Origin of the sequence: Flavobacterium sp. RHBU_3, from assembly GCF_046613565.1 — a bacterium.
Lineage (GTDB): Bacteria > Bacteroidota > Bacteroidia > Flavobacteriales > Flavobacteriaceae > Flavobacterium.
Window position 1 is genome coordinate 308644 of the sequence record NZ_JBKJHC010000001.1, and the last position, 20779, is coordinate 329422.

Annotated in this window: 19 protein-coding genes, 1 tRNA gene and 1 riboswitch; of the genes, 13 read left to right on the forward strand and 7 right to left on the reverse strand. The window is 42.2% G+C overall.

From position 1 onward, the window contains the following. Positions 1-2412 carry a GumC family protein gene (locus ACLI1A_RS01420; protein ID WP_411405313.1) on the forward strand — a complete coding sequence of 804 codons (2412 nt, stop codon included), beginning with the start codon at positions 1-3 and terminating at the stop codon, positions 2410-2412. 178 nt (positions 2413-2590) lie between these two features. Here the strand turns inward: ACLI1A_RS01420 and ACLI1A_RS01425 are convergent, their stop codons facing one another. The 3 genes from ACLI1A_RS01425 to ACLI1A_RS01435 form a co-directional block, all read right to left on the reverse strand. Next, positions 2591-2839 (reverse strand): GIY-YIG nuclease family protein, encoded by a 249-nt coding sequence (locus ACLI1A_RS01425; RefSeq protein WP_411405315.1) that lies wholly within the window; start codon positions 2837-2839, stop codon positions 2591-2593. Between the two features lie 103 nt (positions 2840-2942). Then, a complete protein-coding gene (locus ACLI1A_RS01430; RefSeq protein WP_411405317.1) occupies positions 2943-3191 on the reverse strand; it encodes a GIY-YIG nuclease family protein in 249 nt (82 codons plus the stop codon). A 55-nt stretch (positions 3192-3246) separates the two neighbouring features. Continuing rightward, positions 3247-3319: transfer RNA gene (locus ACLI1A_RS01435), tRNA-Met, on the reverse strand. 294 nt (positions 3320-3613) lie between these two features. Between ACLI1A_RS01435 and ACLI1A_RS01440 the strand changes: the two genes are divergently transcribed. The 12 genes from ACLI1A_RS01440 (at position 3614) to ACLI1A_RS01495 (ending at position 14636) form a co-directional block, all read left to right on the forward strand. Further along, positions 3614-4234, forward strand: a complete 621-nt coding sequence (locus tag ACLI1A_RS01440) for a hypothetical protein (RefSeq protein WP_411405319.1) — start codon at positions 3614-3616, stop codon at positions 4232-4234. 735 nt (positions 4235-4969) lie between these two features. Next, positions 4970-5647, forward strand: a complete 678-nt coding sequence (locus ACLI1A_RS01445) for a hypothetical protein (protein ID WP_411405321.1) — start codon at positions 4970-4972, stop codon at positions 5645-5647. Between the two features lie 98 nt (positions 5648-5745). After that, entirely contained in the window at positions 5746-6498 is a 753-nt protein-coding gene (locus ACLI1A_RS01450) for a sensor histidine kinase (protein WP_411405323.1), read from the forward strand. 277 nt (positions 6499-6775) lie between these two features. After that, positions 6776-7453, forward strand: a complete 678-nt coding sequence (locus ACLI1A_RS01455) for a response regulator (RefSeq protein ID WP_411405325.1) — start codon at positions 6776-6778, stop codon at positions 7451-7453. An 843-nt stretch (positions 7454-8296) separates the two neighbouring features. After that, positions 8297-8674, forward strand: coding sequence for a YchJ family protein (locus ACLI1A_RS01460; RefSeq protein ID WP_411405327.1), 378 nt, complete (start codon positions 8297-8299; stop codon positions 8672-8674). Positions 8675-8769: 95 nt separating this feature from the next. Continuing rightward, positions 8770-9555, forward strand: a complete 786-nt coding sequence (locus tag ACLI1A_RS01465; RefSeq protein WP_411405329.1) for a lycopene cyclase domain-containing protein — start codon at positions 8770-8772, stop codon at positions 9553-9555. 81 nt (positions 9556-9636) lie between these two features. Then, on the forward strand, positions 9637-10437 hold the full coding sequence (locus ACLI1A_RS01470) for a TIGR00266 family protein (RefSeq protein ID WP_411405331.1): 801 nt from the start codon (positions 9637-9639) through the stop codon (positions 10435-10437). Positions 10438-10772: 335 nt separating this feature from the next. Then, a riboswitch (TPP riboswitch) is annotated at positions 10773-10865 on the forward strand. Positions 10866-10927: 62 nt separating this feature from the next. After that, positions 10928-11743, forward strand: coding sequence for a hydroxyethylthiazole kinase (thiM, locus tag ACLI1A_RS01475; protein WP_411405333.1), 816 nt, complete (start codon positions 10928-10930; stop codon positions 11741-11743). Beyond that, positions 11724-12356: a thiamine phosphate synthase gene (thiE, locus tag ACLI1A_RS01480; protein WP_411405642.1), complete on the forward strand. Its 633-nt coding sequence runs from the start codon at positions 11724-11726 to the stop codon at positions 12354-12356. Before thiM ends, thiE begins: the two co-directional genes overlap by 20 nt. Further along, complete coding sequence (thiD, locus tag ACLI1A_RS01485; protein WP_411405335.1) at positions 12349-13188, forward strand: bifunctional hydroxymethylpyrimidine kinase/phosphomethylpyrimidine kinase; 840 nt, start codon at positions 12349-12351, stop codon at positions 13186-13188. Before thiE ends, thiD begins: the two co-directional genes overlap by 8 nt. After that, positions 13175-13822, forward strand: a complete 648-nt coding sequence (tenA, locus tag ACLI1A_RS01490; protein WP_411405337.1) for a thiaminase II — start codon at positions 13175-13177, stop codon at positions 13820-13822. Before thiD ends, tenA begins: the two co-directional genes overlap by 14 nt. A gap of 73 nt (positions 13823-13895) precedes the next feature. Continuing rightward, entirely contained in the window at positions 13896-14636 is a 741-nt protein-coding gene (locus ACLI1A_RS01495; protein ID WP_411405339.1) for a hypothetical protein, read from the forward strand. Positions 14637-14704: 68 nt separating this feature from the next. Here the strand turns inward: ACLI1A_RS01495 and ACLI1A_RS01500 are convergent, their stop codons facing one another. From ACLI1A_RS01500 to ACLI1A_RS01515, 4 genes are read right to left on the reverse strand one after another with little or no spacing between them, the layout of a single operon-like run. Then, the gene (locus ACLI1A_RS01500; RefSeq protein WP_411405341.1) at positions 14705-15169 is read right to left on the reverse strand and encodes a thioredoxin family protein; all 465 of its coding nucleotides are present in this window, start codon (positions 15167-15169) and stop codon (positions 14705-14707) included. Between the two features lie 45 nt (positions 15170-15214). Continuing rightward, positions 15215-16987 (reverse strand): peptide MFS transporter, encoded by a 1773-nt coding sequence (locus ACLI1A_RS01505; RefSeq protein ID WP_411405344.1) that lies wholly within the window; start codon positions 16985-16987, stop codon positions 15215-15217. Between the two features lie 27 nt (positions 16988-17014). Then, on the reverse strand, positions 17015-18565 hold the full coding sequence (locus ACLI1A_RS01510; RefSeq protein WP_411405346.1) for a peptide MFS transporter: 1551 nt from the start codon (positions 18563-18565) through the stop codon (positions 17015-17017). 1 nt (position 18566) lies between these two features. Next, entirely contained in the window at positions 18567-20741 is a 2175-nt protein-coding gene (locus tag ACLI1A_RS01515) for a S9 family peptidase (RefSeq protein WP_411405348.1), read from the reverse strand. Positions 20742-20779: the final 38 nt, after the last annotated feature.

Sequence of the window (20779 nt, forward strand, 5' to 3'; positions counted from 1 at the left end):
ATGCAGGATAATCCGATGATTTTAAATGAAGAGAATACCTCTTCAGATTTACGCGAAACTTTTGGTTTATACTTTTACTACTGGAGGTGGTTTATTTTGTCTGTGCTAGTTTGCATAGTGGGTGCATTTCTGTATTTGCGCTATTCTACCCCTATGTACAGTGTTTCTTCAACCATACTTATTAAAGACGATAAAAAAGGTAGTATATCTTCGGAATTATCTGCATTTAATGATTTAGGGTTGTTAGGCCAGGTAAAAAGTAACCTTGATAACGAAGTAGAAATATTAAAAGCGCGTACGCTTGCTTATAAAACGGTAGACAGCCTTGATTTTAACGTAAGCTACCTTATGCCCGGTAAAGTAAGGACTGTTGATGTTTATAAAGCTTCTCCGGTTAAGGTTAACTTCCTAAAAAGGATTGAGAAGTTTAACGACAGGGATACCATGTTTTCTGTTAAACTTGTTTCGCCGGATAAATTTGAATTGTTAGACGCTGAAGAGCATAAGATGGGGGTTTACAGGTTTGGTGAAAAAATCAAAGGTAAACTTGCTGATATGGTATTTACTTCAAATTTTGATTTGATACCTTACGAGAAGAAAATGGTTGTGGTTATCCGTGTGGCAAACATGAATAACGTGGCGTCTTCGTACAGAAATATGCTTAATGTGGAGCCGGTAAACCAAAAAGCCAGTAGTGTACTTAAGCTTTCGCTGGTTACCCCGGTAAAGGAAAAAGGCGTTGACTACATTAATATGCTTGTAGAAAAGTATAACCAGGACGCTATAGATGATAAAAACATAGTTGCATCCAATACTGAAAAGTTTATCAACCAGAGGCTTGATTCTATCAATTATGAGCTGAAGGATGTAGAAACCGGCGTAGAGCGTTTTAAAAAGAATAATAACCTTACGGATATTGTTTCAGATACGCAGCTGTTTCTTACTTCGGCAAGTACTTATGGAGCTAATGTTGTTGATGTACAGGCACGTATGCGTGTGGTAAATATCATGATTAATAATATTAAGCAGAATTATGAAGATGTTTCTGAAGTGATTCCGGTTAATATTATCCCTGAGAGTGATGCTACAGTACTTATACAGGAGTATAATAATATGGTGCTGCGCAGGAGGAAAATGCTTGATACTGAATCAGCAACTGATGCTAACCCAGCTGTGAAATCAATTGAGAGTCAAATCTTGGCATTAAAGGGTACGGTGCTTGAAAGTCTTGATAATCTTAAATCTGCACTTATGGCAAGGCAGAAAGAAATAGGGGCAAAAGAACAATTGTTTCAGGGTAAAATAGGCGAGTTGCCAAGGCAGGAAAGGGAATTCAGGGAGATAGACCGCCAGCAGAAGGTAAAAGAACAGCTTTATCTGTACCTGCTACAGAAAAGAGAAGAAAATGCGATTACGCTTGCTGTTACTGCGCCAAACTGTAAAGTTATAGATGCCGCATTTGCAAATCCGCAGCCGATTTCTCCTAACCGTAAGCTGATTTATCTTTTATCTATAGTTTTGGGTATTGTTATACCGTTCTCAATTATATATCTGTTAAAGCTGCTTGATACAAAAGTGAACAGGAGTTCGGATATTCAAAAGCTTAAACTTCCTTATCTGGGAGATATACCTAAATCGGAGTTTAATAAAGATCTTGTTAGCCAGCACAGTAGGTCCAGTACCGCAGAGTCACTGCGAATTGTAAGAACTAACCTTGAGTTCATCCTGGCAGATAAGATAGAAGAGGACAAGGCTAAACTTATTTTTGTTACGTCTACTATACCAAAAGAAGGTAAGACATTTATATCGGTTAACCTTGCGGCTACGCTGGCCTTAACAGGCAGGAAAGTATTGCTTTTGGCTATGGATATCAGGAATCCTAAACTTGACGAGTATATCAATGTGCCAAGTAAAGGTCTTACTAATTACCTTTCAGCAAAGGATGCCGATATTAAAGACTTTATAATACAGCAGGAAGGTTTTGATCAGTTCTTTATACTTCCTCCGGGTATCATCCCTCCAAACCCTGCAGAGCTTCTTATGAGTAAAAAGGTGGAGGAGATGTTTGATATGCTGAGAGATGAGTACGAATATATTATTGTTGATACGGCTCCTGTGAGTCTTGTTACAGATACTCAGATACTTGCTAAGCATGCCGATTGTTTTGTGTACGTGGTTAGGGCTAATTATCTTGATAAAAGGCTTCTTGCTGTACCGCAAACCTTGTATACAGAGAAGAAACTGCCTAATATGGCGGTACTTCTTAATGATACCGGTAGTAAAGCGGGATATGGCTATGGTTATGGCTACGGTTATGGCTACGGTTATGGCTATGGTTACGGTTACGGTTACGGTTATGGTCCTGAAGTTACTAAGCCGAAAACCTGGAAAGATAAACTTTTTGGTAAATAATACCCGTTTATATAAAAGAACAAAGGCAGCCTCATGGCTGCCTTTGTTCTTTTATATGCCTTTTTACAATATATTAAATGCCTTTAACTTTAGTGTATAAAAAAAGCCGTTCGTTAGAACGGCTTACTTTGTAGCGGGAACAGGACTCGAACCTGTGTCCGCCGCGGCGGATATGAGCTTACTTTGGTAATAGCGTTTTTATAAAGTCCCTGCCTGCTCCGGTTTTTAAGTATTTCTCGCGTGCCATTGCGCTTTTTTTATCCGGATAGAATTCAATATGTATAACTTTCCAGGGACGGTATTTAATGGTATAGCCTTTAGTTGAGAGTTGGTTGTGTGATTTGAATCTTGAAATTAGGTCCGAGGTATACCCCACGTAGGTTTTGCTGTATTTTTCGGAGTACAAAATATAAACCACAAAATCCATAAAAGTAATTTTATATACAAAAAAAACCACCAGTTGTACTGATGGGTTTGTGTTAGTAGCGGGAACAGGACTCGAACCTGTGTCCGCCGCGGCGGATATGAGCTTACTTTGGTAATAGCGTTTTTATATAGTCCCTGCCTGCTCCGGTTTTTAAGTATTTCTCGCGTGCCATTGCGCTTTTTTTATCCGGATAGAATTCAATATGTATAACTTTCCAGGGGCGGTATTTAATGGTATAGCCTTTAGTTGAGAGTTGGTTGTGTGATTTGAATCTTGAAATTAGGTCCGAGGTATACCCCACGTAGGTTTTGCAGTGTTTTTCGGAGTACAAAATATAAACCACAAAATCCATAAAAGTAGTTTTATATGCAAAAAACCCACCAGTTGTACTGATGGGTTTGTGTTAGTAGCGGGAACAGGACTCGAACCTGTGACCTTCGGGTTATGAGCCCGACGAGCTGCCTACTGCTCTATCCCGCGTTGTTTCGAGTGCAAATATACAACCATATTTTAATAAAACAAGCACTTTTTTGAAATGTTTCTAAAAAAGTGCAGTATTGCCACTGTGTATTTGTGTAGTGTGTATGTAGGTGGCTAAAATATAGTTGTTTATAGCTTGGTAGTGGTGCAAAAAAAAATATTACCAAATTGTGTTTTTAAATATTATAAAAATAATAAGTGTGCATTTTTGATGGGTGAATTGTTTTAAGGTTTTAAAATATCCGTTAACTTTACAAGTGTTAGAAGTTTCTTAAACCAAAATCATAACCAATTATGGAACAAAATGTTGGAGCTCCGGTAGTGTTTACTACTGAAATGATTAAAGATGCCATGAATCTGTGGCGCGATAAGATTGTAAATGATATAGACTATGTAGTAGGCCTTTTTGAAAACAAAGCGGCTTTTTACTACACAAAACAAACCGTAGCCGATTCGGTAGAGGTGCATATGTACCCGGGTATATACGACAGGGAATTGTATTTCTTTGTTATTCCTGATAAATATGACAACTCTGCTTATAGTGCAGATTTTAACCGATACACACAGCCTTGTAAGGTTAATTTGGTATTGGGTGGTAATGAAATTAGTAGTTTAGTAGCCATGCAGCGTATGAATGCCTGGAAAAACAATTACAGGACATGGCTGCCACAACAGTCGCTTACTACCGATGGCGTTTTCCAGGTGTTTGCCGTAGACCAGATAGACTTTGCCGAAGGCAGCAATAAAGTGAACATGGCCCTGAATGCCACACTGGGTAATACTACAGGCTTTTTGGCAGATTTAATTACTTATGATACTGCACAAGCTACCAAGGTGTATGAGGATTTCACTAAAGCCATACCTCCTATGCCTGCATCGGCTTTAATAACAAATTTTTATTTATTGACACTGTAGTTTGATGAGTTTGGGTTCTTTAGTAAGTTTTTTGTCTGATTGTGGGACTGGATATTTAATTTTAAGTCTTATTATTTCCGCTTTTCTCTTTAAGAGTTTAGATGGGTTAAGGAGGTTTATTGTGTATTATCTTGGTTTGATGACGTTTACAGAGCTCGTCTCAAGCTTTATAGGTGCAACTTTTGGTTTTAATCACATTGTATTGCCATTATACTGTATTGCTGAATTGTTTTTTTTTATCTTCTTATTTAAAATATATCTGTTTAAAAAAAAGCATTCTTTTACAATGATATTAGGAGGTGTGGGACTTATATACATTGCATTTGAATTTTTTTACAATTTTATCTACCACCAGGTTTCACCGCAGGAATACCAGCCGTATGCCAAGGTGGTAGATAATTTTGTAATTATTGTTTTTTCACTTACGTATCTGTTGGAGAAAATGACAACCTATAATGAATCACGTTGGGAAAATTTTTCTTTAAACATGGTTTTTCTAATCAGTTTTTCACTTAGTACCATCTTTTTTCTTCCTTTCAACTTTATGGTGAATGAAACAACCGGGCTTAAATTTTATTTTTGGATTTTTAATGTTTTTCTTGTCTATACATTTTATACCTATTTGATTATTGACATTATTATGAATGCCCGTAAAAATGGGAGTTTGAAAAAGCAGGTATGAGCAGAGGAGGGTTTTGTTGCTGTTCTTATAAGAACAGATGATATATAAAAGAAATGAAGATTATTGATGTTGCTACAATACTGGTTAATGTTTACCGCTATGGGCTTTTGGCTGCTGTAGCAGTATTGTTATTATTTTTCAGGCGGCTTGATCGTTACCACAAATCGCTTCTGGTATACCTTATGCTCATGCTGGCTATGGAGTATTCCATCAGTATTTTGGGCAAAATGTTTGGTAATAACCACATGGCCTTGCCCGTGTTTGCCCTCATAGAGTTGTGCTTCTTCGCATATTTTTACCGTACGTTTTACCTGTTTGGTAAATTCAGGCGCATTTTCCTGCCGCCTTTTGTGGCTGCTGCGCTGCTTATTATCATAGAGTTTATTTACTACTTTACCCTGCATAAGGCTAATCCGCACGTGTACCAGCCTTACAGTAAGGTAGCCGAAGACCTGGTAGTGCTGGGTATGGCCTTTGTAGTGCTAAACGATGCCATGTCGGGCAAAGGTGCAGCTACCACCCACAACGGTTTTTGGTTTAATCTGGTGGTTATAATGTACTTTACCTTTAATACGGTTTTTTTCCTGCCGTTTAATTTTATGGTAAATGCACCTACCGATGTTAAGTTCGCCTTCTGGATGACGCATACACTTTCCATCGTGGGCTTCTACGGGTTTTTATCTTCACGCATACTGCGGTATGCAATGGGGCATGTTCGCGTAAATAGTTAAGATTTGACTAATACTCCCATCTTCCCCGCTACGGTTGGGGTTTAAAAATTTAATTCCCTATTTTTGTGTGAAGTTTCTTTTTAAGCAAAAACGGTCGGATGGAAAAATGGCAGGATCCTAAGGTAATCGCGCTTTGGATAGCAATAGTAATGGTGCTTGTGTTTACTATTATTCTTTTTGTAGTAAAAATAATGCACACAGGCTATAAGAAGATGACCGAGGCAAACCTGCGCCAGGCACGCCTGGAAATAGACCACCAAAAGAAGCTGCTGGAAACCGGCCTCCTTGCACAGGAAAAAGAACGAAACCGTATAGCCACTGATTTGCACGACGGACTTATAGGCAAGCTCAGCGTAATACGGATGAAAGCCCAACTGGCCAAAACTCCTGAAGAAATAGAACTGATGCTGGGCGATAGCATAGCCGAAGCCCGCCGCATATCGCACGACCTGATGCCGCCACTTATAGAATTCTCCTCGGTGGCAGAACTGCTGGAAGGGCTGCTGGAACCCTGGAGGCAAAAACTGCATATCGATTTTATTGCCGATGTGCGTACCCCGGCAGAAGTTTCGCCACAGGCCAAAATACAAATCATACGTATAGTACAGGAACTTATAACCAATACCGTAAAGCACGCCGGTGCCGCTAAGGTAACGGTAGTATACAGGCATACCGGGCGCAGTATGGCGCTGCTGGTGGGCGACAACGGTAAAGGATTTGATGTATCGTTGCTAAAGAACGGACTCGGCCTTGGCAGCCTTGAAATGCGTGCCCAATACCTGGGTGGGCATTGCCGTATAAAATCAGCACCCGGTAAAGGTACCCGCGCCATACTACTGGCAAAAGCGTAACAAATGTGAGCCCGTGGTTAATAATTTTAAGGGGTGTATTTTTAGTTTTTTAACGTTTTAAGAAGGTTAAAAAAGTTTTTTTAGACCTTAGTTCTTAAAAAAATCTTAAAATATCAAAATCGCCAATTTCTTCTAAAGGTTTATAAATGTGGGGTTTTACTGCAATCAAAAAGGTAAAATTGGTGACATTTAAGAAAAAATGCACCTCTAGGCTACTTTCCTCCTTTGAAGCTATTGTTGGTATTGTTAACTTTGTTACTATACCATCATAACCACCATGGAAAAAATACCTGTAGCAATTACTGACGACGACGCGCTTATTGTAAGCCTTTTGGCCAATTACCTTGATGCCTGCCCCGATGTGGAAGTACTGTTTACAGCTACCAGCGGAAAAGAGCTTATAGATACACTGCAAAGTGTGGAAGTATTACCAAAAATAGTATTACTGGACCTGCGTATGGATGGTATGGACGGCATAGCCGTAACCGAATACCTTAAGGCACAATACCCTTCTATAAGGGCAGTAATAGTATCATCGCACTACCAGAAAGGGTTTACCGGGTTTTTACTGAAAACCGGGGCTGCTGCCTTTTTGCCAAAGGGTGTTTCGCCTGCCGAGCTGCTCGATGTTATTCGTACAGTAAGCCGCCAGGGATATTATTTTAAAGACGAACAGCTGGAGGCGCTGCGCGGACAAATATCGGGTAAGGCGCCACGCCCTGCGCTGCAGCAGGAAGAACTGCTGTCTGAACGCGAAACGGAAGTACTGCGTCTTATATGCATGCAAAAAACCGCTAAGGAAATAGGCGATGAGCTGTACATAACCCAGCGTACCGCCGAAGGGCATAAAAACAACCTGTTTGCAAAAACGGGGGCTAAGAACATAGCCGGACTGGTTATCTATGCCATACAAAACCAAGTTATAAGTGTAGAAGAACTACCCATGATAAGGTAGTGACTAAAATAACTTTATTTTCTTCCATTTCGACCGGAGCGCAGCGGAGTGGAGAAATCTCATTTTAAACATGTTTATGTAGAGATTTAACTTCGTTGAACCTTCGGTGTCTCGGCTTCACTGCATTTCGCTCGAAATGGAACAAGACAGTATAAATCCTCTTTTTATAGCTAATTCCTCACGGGTAATTTTACCCTTTTTTAAAAATCAGGTAATTCCTACCGTAGTAGTAGGGTGAGTTTCGCGCATCTTTGTGCCGGGATATAACAATAAGTGTAGGGCTTTGAACAGCAAAGCTTTTACCCGGTTTTAGTTTTTAATGGAGTTAAAAATAAACGGTAGTTCTGTTTATCCTCAAAGCCGGTACGGATGTAGAATTCGGGATTTTCCGCCCAATAAAAATTTCGATAAATTTTTGCCCCTATTCTCACAGGTCGAATCCTGCCGGCTTTAAGTTGCATCCAACATGGTAATTCATATATTTTGTAAAATCAGGCGGGCGTATGGTAGCGCCCGTCTCCCCCTCCTTTAAAAAGGCCTTTAGCAGAAAACATAGTTAATGTATTTTTTTTGAGTGCCGCCTTTCTCTTTCCTCTGCTCCGTGGTTTGGCTACTGTCATTGCCGGGCAGGGGAGGATATGGGCTAAAAAAGAAACCCCCCGCAGGACGCGAGGGTAAAATCTTTTTTACTTTTTCTTTTTCATTCCGGCGTGGCCGTTACTTTTTCTTCGTAGATTGATTTTGATGACTGAACTCAATACAATAGACGTTATCTTATATTTTTTGTTACAGTTGCGTTCACTTTTTTTTAGTTAAAAAGTACATTTGCCTAAAATACTTAGTATGGATAATAATTGTCCCTGCAGCTCGGGTAAAAGTTTTTCACAATGCTGCGAAAAATATGTCTCGGGAAACGCAACACCCGAAACCCCTGAAGCGCTTATGCGATCTCGGTATACTGCCTATACGCTACACGATGCCGATTATATTTATAACACTACTGCACCCGCAGAGCGCCGCCATCATAACAAAAAAGACATTCTTGCCTGGGCTAAAAGTTGCCACTGGGTAAAGCTTGAGGTATTGTATTCACAAGGTGCCATTGTAGAGTTTAAGGCATATTACCTGGATAGTGCATTGCGTCCGCAGGTACACCATGAACGCTCGGAATTTCAGAACATTTCCGGTGTCTGGTATTACAAAAATGGCATGTATCCGTAAGGATTGATTTTTTAGTTTGTTGTTTTTTAGGTATCGTTCTGTTTTGTTCTTACAAAAAAGTGTTAAATTTGGTTTTTCAACGAAAACCATATAGTATGCCGCCAATAGTTCACAGTTTTTCGCTTTCGGGCGTATTCCTTAACATCAGCATTAATGACAGGTTTGTGTTTTTCGGAATCGCAGTTGCTTTAATCATCCCGTGGCTGTGGGCTTTTGTAAACAGGCCGCAATTGCGCAAAAAGATGATTCGTGCCGGGCTGTTTGGCGGGCTCATGGCACCACCGGCAGAGTATTGGTATTTTTCAGATTACTGGCGTCCGCCGGGGCTGTTTGGTTACAAGATAGTTTTTATAGAAGATTTCCTGTTTGGTTTTGCGGTTACAGGCCTTTCGGCAATTGTGTATGAGGTGTTGTTTAATGCACAATACGAAAAAACCGCCAGGAATTACAAGAAGCTGTTTTTAGGGATGTTCGCGTTCGGTATAGGGCTTATGATGCTTTTTAATACCGTGCTGGGCTTCAATTCCATGATTACAAGCTGTATTTGCTTTGTTTTCTTCACAGTGTTTGTGCTGGTACTGCGTCCTGATTTGCTTATGCAGTCGGTACTATCGGCGTTTTTAATGCTCATCGTTATACTTATTGTTTACGTTCCCCTTTTCGATATTTTTAATACCACCTATTGGCAAAAATACTGGCTGTTATATGGTACCAATCCATGGGGCATCATCCTTTTTGGGAATATACCGCTTACCGAGCTGATGTGGTATTTCTTTTGGGGTGGTTTTGCCGGTATAGCACACCCGTTTGCTTCGGGCAGGGTGCGGGTTAAAAATGCGGATGCTAATACTGCCATGCCGTTACCTACCGAAGCGTTGTAAAAAATAATGGCGGCGGGCTGTAACTTTTTTTTGGTATTTGAGTCTAATTATTCAAATCATTAAAATCAAAAAACAACAGAAATGACCGCACACGAAATAGATTACCAGATTTTTGGCGAAGAAATGCAATATGTAGAAATAGAGCTCGACCCTCAGGAAGCCGTAGTAGCCGAAGCAGGAAGCTTTATGATGATGGACAGCGGCATACAGATGCAAACCATTTTTGGTGATGGTACTAACCAGGACTCAGGTTTTATGGGCAAGCTGTTTAGTGCAGGTAAGCGCCTGCTTACAGGCGAAAGCCTTTTCATGACGGTGTTCCTTAACCAGTGGCACGGTAAGCGTAAAGTAAGCTTTGCATCGCCGTATCCGGGTAAAATAGTACCTATAGACCTAACGCAGTTTGGCGGTAAATTCATTTGCCAGAAAGACGCGTTTTTATGTGCTGCCAAAGGTGTTTCGGTAGGTATAGAGTTTTCACGCAAATTAGGCCGGGGCCTGTTTGGTGGCGAGGGCTTTATTATGCAAAAACTGGAAGGCGACGGACTGGCGTTTGTACACGCAGGTGGTACACTGGCACGCAAGGAGCTTGCAGCGGGCGAAGTGCTTAAGGTCGATACCGGTTGTATCGTGGGCTTTTCGCCGTCGGTGCACTATGATATAGAATTTATAGGAGGTATAAAAAATACCCTTTTTGGTGGCGAAGGCTTGTTCTATGCCACACTGCAAGGTCCGGGTGTTGTGTACATACAATCGCTTCCGTTTAGCCGTTTGGCAGGAAGGATTTATGCAGCAGCTCCGCAGGGAGGCGGGCAACAAAGAGGTGAAGGCAGTATACTGGGTGGCCTGGGCAATTTGCTCGATGGCGACAACAGTTTTTAATAATAGTTTTAGTTTCCTGATTTTTTTCCAAAAGGGCTTCGGCCCTTTTTTTTATTGCCAAACTTTATGAACGGATTTTTATAGTTTCCTGTAAATTTATCTAACCACATAGGTGCATAGATTTCTCTATTTATATAAAAGGCAGGATAGGGAATAAATTCCCCACATAGCTATGTGAAGCGTAGCTTCTGCTATGTCATACTTCTTTTTCTTAACTGTTTTAGTGACTAGGTATCTATCTAGTTTGCTCTTTTATGATTTTGATGGTTACCTTACGGCTACAGCAACTTTTAAACCTGAAACTTTAAACCTGAAACAAATAATGCCTATCTTCGTTTCGGCTTTAGGGGTATTCTGAAAAGAATTGAGAGAGTCCCTTTGAACCTGACACGGCTTATACCGTCGTAGGGAAAAGCGTAGCACTTACTACATTCTGTCTTCTGTATCAGGAGGCTCTATAGCCATATTTTAACGATAAAAACCATAAAATATGAAAGAGTCTCTTTGGGAATCCATCCTTTCTGTAAAACAAAATGCACCCTTAGTACATAACATTACCAATTATGTGGTAATGAACAATACCGCAAATGCCCTGCTTGCCGCCGGAGCATCGCCCATTATGGCACATGCCCACCCCGAAGTGGAAGATATGGTAGCACTGTGCGGTGCTACGGTAATAAACATAGGCACCCTTAGCGAATACTGGGTAGAAAGCATGCTGAAGGCTGCTGCAAAGGCTCATGATTTAGGCAAACCCTGGGTGCTCGATCCGGTGGGGGCAGGGGCTACTGCCTACCGCGATGCAACTGTAGCCGAGCTGCTGGAGTATAATCCAACGGTTATTCGTGGTAATGCTTCCGAGATTATGGCTTTGGCAAAAGCATCTCAAACCAAAACCAAAGGCGTAGACAGCACTCATCAAAGTACCGAAGCAGTACAGGCAGCACTATGGCTGAGCCAAACGTTTGGGGCGGTAGTGTGTATTTCGGGGGCTGTAGATATAGTGGTTTCGGGTGATGAGAAGGTTTTCCTTAAAAACGGCCATGAACTGATGACAAAAGTTACCGGACTGGGCTGTAGTGCCACCGCCCTGATAGGGGCTTTTGTAGCAAATGATGCTGCAAATCCGGTGCAGGCTACGGCAGCTGCAATGGCACTGCTAAGTGTGGCAGGCGAACTCGCTGAGAAACAATCGGCTGGGCCGGGCAGTTTACAAGTAAACCTGTTAGATAAACTACACAATATTACCGAAGCCGAGTTTTTAGAAATTGTTAGTGTTGAGCACAGTGCATCCGTTTCCGTTTAAGCTGTACCTGGTAATAAGCGAGGAAGCCTGTGCGGGGCGCAGCCTGCTTTGGGTAGCCGAACAGGCTGTGCGGGGTGGGGTAGATGTGGTGCAGCTTCGCGAAAAGCATAAAACCACTGCCGCGTTCACCGAAACAGCACGGCAACTTAAAGCACTGCTTGATACCTACAACGTACCGCTTATCATAAACGATAAAATTAAAGTTGCAATGGCTGTAAATGCTGCCGGGCTGCATGTGGGTAACAACGACCTTCCGCCCAAAGAAGTAAAGCGGTTGTGGCCTGAGTGCCAACATTTGGGTTGGTCGGTAGAGTATTTAGAGCAGTTGGACAGCGAACAAATGCAGTATGTAAACCATCTTGGCGTAAGCCCGGTTTTTAATACGGTCACCAAAACCGATACCGTTACCGAATGGGGTCTTTCCGGTATTGAAAAAATCCGCAGCCTTACGGATGTACCCCTTGTGGCTATTGGCAATATGAATGCCGCTAATGCCCGTGCGGTAATAAAAGCCGGAGCCGATTGTATTGCGGTGGTATCGGCTATTTGTGCGGCGGCTGACCCAAAGCTTGCAGCAATGGAAATCTTGAAACAAATTGAAAACCATGATTGAAAGAAAATATAAATATCCCGTGGTGCTTACCATAGCCGGATCTGATTCAGGGGGTGGGGCAGGCATCCAGGCCGACCTCAAGACCTTTTCGGCACTGGGCTGTTTTGGCACCAGTGTTATTACGGCGCTTACGGCACAAAATACTTTGGGGGTAACGGGCATACACAGTGTGCCGCCTGATTTTGTAAAAGCGCAAATGGAGGCAGTACTTACCGATATTCGCCCGGATGCCATAAAGATAGGCATGGTGCATACACCGGCATTGGTAGAAGCCATAGCCAACACGCTGGCCGATTATCCGGAAATACCGGTAGTGTTCGATCCGGTAATGATAGCTTCCTCAGGGCACAGGCTTATTGAGGAAGAAACCGTATCAGCCCTGGTAGAAAAGCTGTTCCCTATAGCTACGCTCATTACACCAAACCTTGACGAAGCTGCGCTGCTTGCCGGCATGCCCATAGCATCAGTAAACGAAATGCACACCGCAGGAGATAAAATAATGGAACTGGGATGCAAGGCTCTATTACTAAAAGGAGGGCACCTCACCACTGCGCACCTGACTTCGTTGCTATATGAGGCAGATAAAGCGCCTATAGCTTTTACTTCCGAAAAAATAGACACCCAAAACATGCATGGTTCGGGCTGTACGCTCAGTAGTGCTATTGCTGCTTTTTTGGCACGAGGCTATGCACTGCCTCAGGCGGTAGGGCAGGCGCAGGACTACGTACATAATGCCATAGTAGCCGGAGCCGATGTGCTTACCGGAACGGGGCATGGGCCGCTGAACCATTTTTTTAACCCTGAAAAACTCATAAAAAATGAAATGGAGTGAAACCGCGTGGCAGGCTGCACTGCCCGTATACCATAAAATAACCGCAATGCCATTTATTACCGAACTGGCTGCGGGCACCCTTGATGTAGAAAAATTTAAGTACTACCTGCAACAGGATGCGCACTACCTGGAGCATTTTGCCAAAGCGCTTGCCGTAACCGGAGCAAAGCTTATAGATGTTGATGCCATGCTACAGTACATCCGTTTTGCGGAAGGAGCTGTGGTGGTGGAGCGCGCCCTGCACGATTCGTATTTTAAGGAATTTGGGGTAGTGGGGCGTGTGCCGGTTTCACCTGCGTGCCATCATTATATCAGTTACCTGCAAAGCGTGGCCTATGGTGCCGATGCCTGTGTGGGGTTGGCTGCGGTGTTGCCCTGCTTCTGGATTTACAAGGCAGTGGGAGATTATATTGTGAGTACTGCCAAGACAGAAAACAATCCGTATAAAACCTGGATAGCTACGTATGCGGGTGAGGATTTCGGGTTGTTAGTAGAAAAAGCCATAATGCTGACCGATATAGCGGCCTCTCAGGCTACGCCGATACAGCGCGAACAGATGACCGAAGCCTTTGTATATGCCAGCCGTTTAGAGTATATGTTTTGGGATAGTGCCTATAGGCTTGAGGTGTGGTAATTCTTAATTTCTGTTTAGGGCTTGGCATAGCTTATTTCGGTTTTGTATATTTGGGCAAAACAAATTAAAAACTATGAAGAAACTAATAGCAATACTCTTTTTAGCATTGCCGTTTTTTGCAAATGCCCAAACCCAGGATGAAAAAACAGCCGCAGCGGTTAACAACCTTTTGTATGTTATGGATGTGCCGGTGTGTAAATCAGATACTACCATTGTAGCCGACGAAAAGGCTAAGTTTAAATACAACTCGGGGTGTGGCGACCACCTGTTCTGGAAGGTAATAAACGATTACCGCCTTAAGGCCGTGCCGTACCTGCTGGCTGCCATAGACAATACCGAGGCTACCCAGGCAAAACTACCCGATGGTAAAGGCCATTACCTTATGGGCGATGTAGCTCTTATGGCGCTTAGGGAAACAATACACGATATGCCGGTAGAAGAACTTGCAGGCAAGAAAGTATCTGATTATTCAGACAGCTGGAAGTTTTATACCAAAGAGCTTAAGGATATTAAAAAGCGCAAAGCGCTTAAGGAAGCCCTTACCAAATGGTATGATGAACATAAAAACAACCTTATATTTGAAAAGAGTGATGTTTTTGGAAACTGTACCTGTGCCGGTAAGCACCCTGTGGGCGGTTTTTACAGGATAAAGAAAGAAGGTGAAGTAGAAGAGGCTCCTAAAAAAGCCGAGCGTAAAACACCTATAAAAGCAGGGACAACTCAAAAAGAAAAGGATGCTCCTGCAATACCAGTAAAAGAAAACGCTATACCTGCGGCAGTTCCGCAAGGCCAGCAACTTAAAAAAACGGAATAGCAGAATAATAAAGTCATAAAAAAAGCTCCTAAAAAGGAGCTTTTTTTATGCGTATGTGTAAGGGAGTATTAACTCTTCCTGATGATCTTGTTTGCGCCATCAAGCCAAACTGTAGGCCCACCGGCAACATAACCGGTTTCGCCCAAGGCTTCAAAGCTTATTTTGCCTTCAGCAGTCTTTGTAGCATTTGCAAACCACACTTTAGGAAACCCGGTTACGTGGAAGAACTGCTGTAACTGCTGGTTCTGGGTTTTAAGGGCATCGCTTTGTGGTGTACGGCGAGGAAAATCAAGCTCTAGAAGGATTACGTTGTCTTTTGCCCATTTGGCAAACTCAGGCGTTTTTAGCACTTCTTTTTGCAGTTTCATGCACCATCCGCACCAGTCGCTTCCTGTAAAGAACAGCAGCAGGGGCTTTTTGGTTTTTTCTGAAAGCGCTGTAGCCTTAGCCACATCGGTATGCCACTCCAGTTCCTGCGCTTGTGCTGTAAGCGAAGCCAGGGCTATAAAAAGGATAAATACTACTTTCTTCATATATTTTATGTTTAATGGGACAAGACCAAAAATGGTGCCGAAATTTTAGTGTACACCATGCATTAATTTCTTGAGCAGCGGTGTAAGCGCCATAATTATAAGACCTAATACAACCGGAATTATTGTAAATATAAGGAAGAAAGTTGTCATTGAATACTGAGATGTAATTTCATCTATCATTCCTCCCATAGTACCTGCTATCTTATTTCCAATAGCAATAGCCAGATACCATATACCGAACATGATGGCTATCATCCTGCCGGGAACTAATTTACTAACATAAGAAAGGCCTACCGGTGAAATGCACAGTTCTCCCATTGTGTGGAAAAAATACGCAAGGACAAGCCACACCATACTTACAGCAGCCGTTTTTGCCCCAGGTTCTATATCGCTTGAACCATAAGCAAGTACAGCAAAGCCAATACCTAGTAAAATCATACCAAAGCCATTTTTAAAAGTAGCAAATGGATTGTATTTACTTTCCCAAACTTTAGAAACCAATGGCGCAAAAGTAATGATGAACAAAGAGTTTAATACACCAAACCATGTAGCCGGAACTTCAGATTTTTCCTGATAGTATTGCTCTTTAAGCATGTAAATAACGATTACCCAAATAATCACAAAACTTAATGAAAGTATGACATTACCTAATGCAAATCTTTTAAATGTTTGCATGAATAATTTTGAAAGTACGTAGGTAATAAGTCCAAGTGGTATTATTGTAATAAGCGTATTTACAATATTGAATATTATTTTAGAATTTCCTTCAAGTACACGAGCAGTATAATCACTTGCAAATATAGTCATAGACCCTCCGGCTTGTTCAAATGAGGCCCAGAAGAACATGGTTATGACAGCAAGAATGATGATAGCAATCATCCTGTCTCTAAGAACCGCAGTATATTGTGATATCCTTTTTACAAGAACAACCAAGAAAAGACCAAGAGCTAAAATTATAGCAAAATTAGGTCCGCTAAGTTTTCCTACAGTAAATGGAAAAGCATTGTATTTTCCTCCAGATATTGCAACTAATGGGTCGTTAATAATCCAAGTAAGTCCGATTATAGATGTAATAGCAATTAATACAAGATCAAACTTAGAAAATGGATTTCTTTGAGCTACAGCAGGATCTTCATCTGTATCAACGGTGTCAACAACTGGTTTTAGGCCTATTTCACCAAAAATATTTTGGGTAAAATAAAACTGAAGCATACCGAAGAACATAAAGATACCGGCTAGTCCGAAACCATAACTCCAGCCCCATTCAGGGCTTTCTCCAATGTATCCACATAGTAACATTCCAAGGAAAGCACCAGCATTAACTCCCATATAGAATATGGTATATGCACCGTCTTTTTTCTCCGGATGTTTTTTGTACATATGGGCTACAATTGATGTCATATTTGGCTTAAAGAAACCGTTACCGATAACAAGAAGTACCAGTCCTAAGTACATAAAAAAGTGGTCAACCTCTATAGCCATACTTAAGTGACCTAAAGTCATAAGTACAGCTCCCACAACTACAGCCCAGCGGTAGCCTATAATCCTGTCGGCTATGTAGCCACCTAAGATAGGGGTAAGATATGCAAGGGCAGTATAAGACCCGTAAATAGCCAGAGCATGCTCTCGTGGCCATCCCCATCCGGGATTATCCCCAAAAATTGAAGCTGTAAGGAAAAGTACTAACAGAGCACGCATACCGTAATATGAAAAACGTTCCCACATTTCGGTAAAAAACAGGACAAATAGCCCTGCAGGGTGCCCCATTACAGAGTCTTTAAAAAAGTCGTTTTGTGTTGTTGTCGTTGTTGATGACATATATAGTTATTAGTTGTTTTTACAAAATTATTTAATGCCGTGCATGTGTTTTTTCAGTAGCGGCGAAAGCAGTAGCAATATTACACCTGCTATAAGGCCTGTAATAAACAGGAAGCCAAACAAGTCAGAGTATGCTGCAAGTGCACCTGCTGTATCGGTTACCTGGCCACCCTCGGTGTCTACACTTGCTATGTTAGCAAGTACTGAAGCAATAAACTCCGAACTGGCAGTGGCAAGGAACCAAACCCCCATCATAAAGCCCACAATTTTTGGTACAGATAATTTGGTTACAGCAGACAACCCTACAGGTGAAAGCGACAATTCGCCAAAGGTATGCAGCAGGTATGCGGCAATAAGCCAGAAGGGTGCAACTTTGCCAAAACTGTCGGCACTTTTTATACCCAGTACCAGCGCCCCGAAGCCTAAACCGGCAAACACAATACCCAAACCAAACTTTACAGCTGTGTTAGGCTCAAGCCTTACTTTAGAAAGCTTTATCCACATCCAGGCAAAGATTGGGGCAAATATAATTATAAACAAAGCATTAAGCGAAAGAAACTGCGATGCCTTTATTTCCCCGAATTGTGTATTGCGGTCTACAATCCTGTCGGCAAACAGGTTCATTGATGTATATGCCTGCTCAAACAGCGCCCAGAATACTACCGTAAATACGATTAATACAAGCAGCACCAGCATTTGTCCTCTTTCTTGTGGTGTACATTCTTTTATGATAAAGTAAAGTATGTAAGCTACAACTGCAAGCGAAACTATGGTAAGGATACTGCCTACTACGGCATGGTTTTGTACCAGCTGCCAGCATACAAATACTCCGGCAATAGAAAGTATGTAAATAAGCCATTCTTTGTTAATGCCTACCGGTGATTTCTCTTTAAGCAATGCAGGGTTCTTTGGTTCGGCTTTGCCTAAAAGGTGTTTTTGACCCAATATAAAAGAAACCAGCCCTAAAAGCATACCTATACCCGCAGCCCCAAATCCGTAGCTCCAGCCATAGGTTTCGCCAAGCCAGCCGCAAAGCAGGGTGGCAATAAATGAACCCAAGTTAATACCCATGTAAAATATAGTAAAACCGGCATCGCGGCGCGAGTCTTCCTTTTCATACAGCTGGCCCACTATGGTAGAAATGTTCGGTTTCAGGAACCCAACCCCCATGATTATAAAGCCCATTGATAAATAGAAGGCCTGTATGGCAGTTTCATCCCGTACAATGTTTCCCGCGGCATCATTATAAGCATGGAATCCTTCATAAGCCATGCCCAGGTGTCCAAGCACCAGCATAATGGCTCCAAATATTACGGCTTTCCTGAAACCAAGGTACCTGTCGGCAAGTACACCGCCCAAAATAGGCAGGGCATATACCAGCGCGGCATAATTACCCACTATGTGGTTACCATCGTTGTCTGAAAAGAAATGATACTTAGTAAGGTAAAATATAAGGAGGGCCTTCATGCCGTAAAAGCTGAAACGCTCCCACATTTCTGTAAAAAATAATATGTATAAGCCTACCGGGTGGCCTAAAAATTCTTTGCCCTTAGTAGGTGTTACTGATATTTCTGCCATATTATAGGTTCTCTTTAATAAAGTTGGTCATTTTTGTATACAGTTGCAGCCTGGTTTTACCACCGTAAATACCGTGGTTTTTGTCAGGGTAAATGGCCCAGTCAAACTGCTTGTTGGCTTGTACCAGTGCCTCTATCATCAGCATGGTGTTTTGCACGTGTACGTTGTCATCGGCACTGCCGTGTATCAGCAGGTATTTGCCTTTAAGGTTCTTGGCAAAGTTTATAGGCGAGTTCATGTCGTACCCACCAGCGTTTTCCTGTGGGGTTTGCATATAACGCTCGGTGTAAATGCTGTCGTAAAAACGCCAGTTGGTTACCGGAGCCACAGCAATAGCCATACTAAACACATCGGCACCTTTAAGGATACAGTTACTGCTCATAAAACCACCAAAACTCCAGCCCCATATACCTATACGGGCAGGGTCTACGTAAGCGTATTTGCCTATAACCTTAGCGGCGTCTATCTGGTCTTCCACTTCATATTTGCCCAGTTCTTTGTAGGTTACTTTCTTAAAGTCGGCACCTTTAAAGCCGGTACCACGACCGTCTACACAGGCCACAATGTAACCTTGCTGCGCCAGCATATAATACCAGTAATCGTTAGTGGTGTTCCACTGGTTAGCCACCTGCTGGCTGCCCGGGCCACTGTACTGGTACATAAGTACGGGGTATTTCTTTTTAGGGTCGAAATCTGCCGGTTTAATGAACCATGCGTTTAGGTTGTGCCCTTTTTCGGTAGTAATGGTTGTAAATTCTTTTGCCGGGAGGTTATATTTGGCAAGCTTGTCTTTAAGGGCGTTGTTGTTTACAATTTCCTTAACCTGCTTACCGTCTTTGCTGCCATTAAGGGTATAAGTGGTAGGTTGTGCAGCGCTTGAATAGGTATTTATGAAATACGTATAATCAGGGCTAAAAGTAGCATCGTTAGTACCGGTTTGGGCAGTAAGCCTTACCTTGTTTTTGCCGTTAGTGCCTATGCGGTATACATCGCGGTTGATGCTGCCGTTTTCAGTAGACTGGAAGAAAACCGATTTGGTTTTCTTGTCGTAACCGTAATAAGCAGTTACTTCCCATTTGCCTTTAGTAATCTGGTTAACCAGCTTGCCTGCCTTGTTGTACAGGTAAATGTGGTTAAAGCCGTCTTTTTCACTCGTCCAGATGAAGCTGTTATCATCCAGGAACGTAAGGTTGTCAGTAATGTCTACATACGCCTTGTCGGTTTCGTTTAATACCACCTTTGCAGTGCCGTTGTTGGCATCCACAAAAATAAGATCAAGGTTGTTCTGGTGGCGGTTAATAACCTGTACGCTCAGCGTTTGGGCGTCATTGGTCCACTTTATGCGTGGTATGTAAAAGTCTGAGTAATTACCCAGTTTAATTTCTTTGTCGGTATTGGTCTTAACATCATAAATATGCAGCGAAACCAGGCTGTTCTTCTCACCCGCCTTAGGGTACTTAAAGGTATTCGGCTGCGGATACAGGCTGCCTTCATATACTTCCATGGTAAACTCAGGCACTTCGGTTTCATCAAAACGGATGTAAGCTATTTTGTCGCCGGTGGCATTCCACTCGTATGCCCTCACAAAAGAAAATTCTTCCTCGTATACCCAGTCGCACACACCGTTTATAATGGCGTTCTTTTTGCCATCCTTGGTTACTGGCCTTACTATACCTTCGGCAAGGTCGTTAACATAAATGTTGTTGTCGTATACGTAGGCTACTTTTTTACCGTCGGGAGAAAAAGTAGGCTCCTGAACTTTGTTATCGGTTAAAGGCGTAAGCTTCTTGGTAGCGGTGTCGAAAACAAAGAAATCAGCCGTAAACGAATGCCTGAAAATAGGATTGCTGTTAGTGGCTATCAGTATTTTTTTCTCATCCTTGCTAAAGGTGTAGCTGTCTATTCCCTGCTTTAACTCACTAAAGTTTTTAGACTCAATCAGCGTGCCCACTTTGTTCAGCGTAGCAAAATCGTACAGGTCTATGGCGGCGGTACCGGCATTCCAGTTAGCATTTAGCACTGTGTACTGATTGGTGTTTTTCATGGCACTGAGTTCGTCCATGCCTTTGGCGCGGAACGCACCTCCCCATATTTCTTCAAGGGTTATTTTTTGCTGCGCCAGTGCAGGCAGTGCAGCCAGTAAAAAGAATAAAATTGACTTTTTGGCGTATTTCATTTCGCGTATGATAAAAAAACCTCCAATTTTAGTAAAAT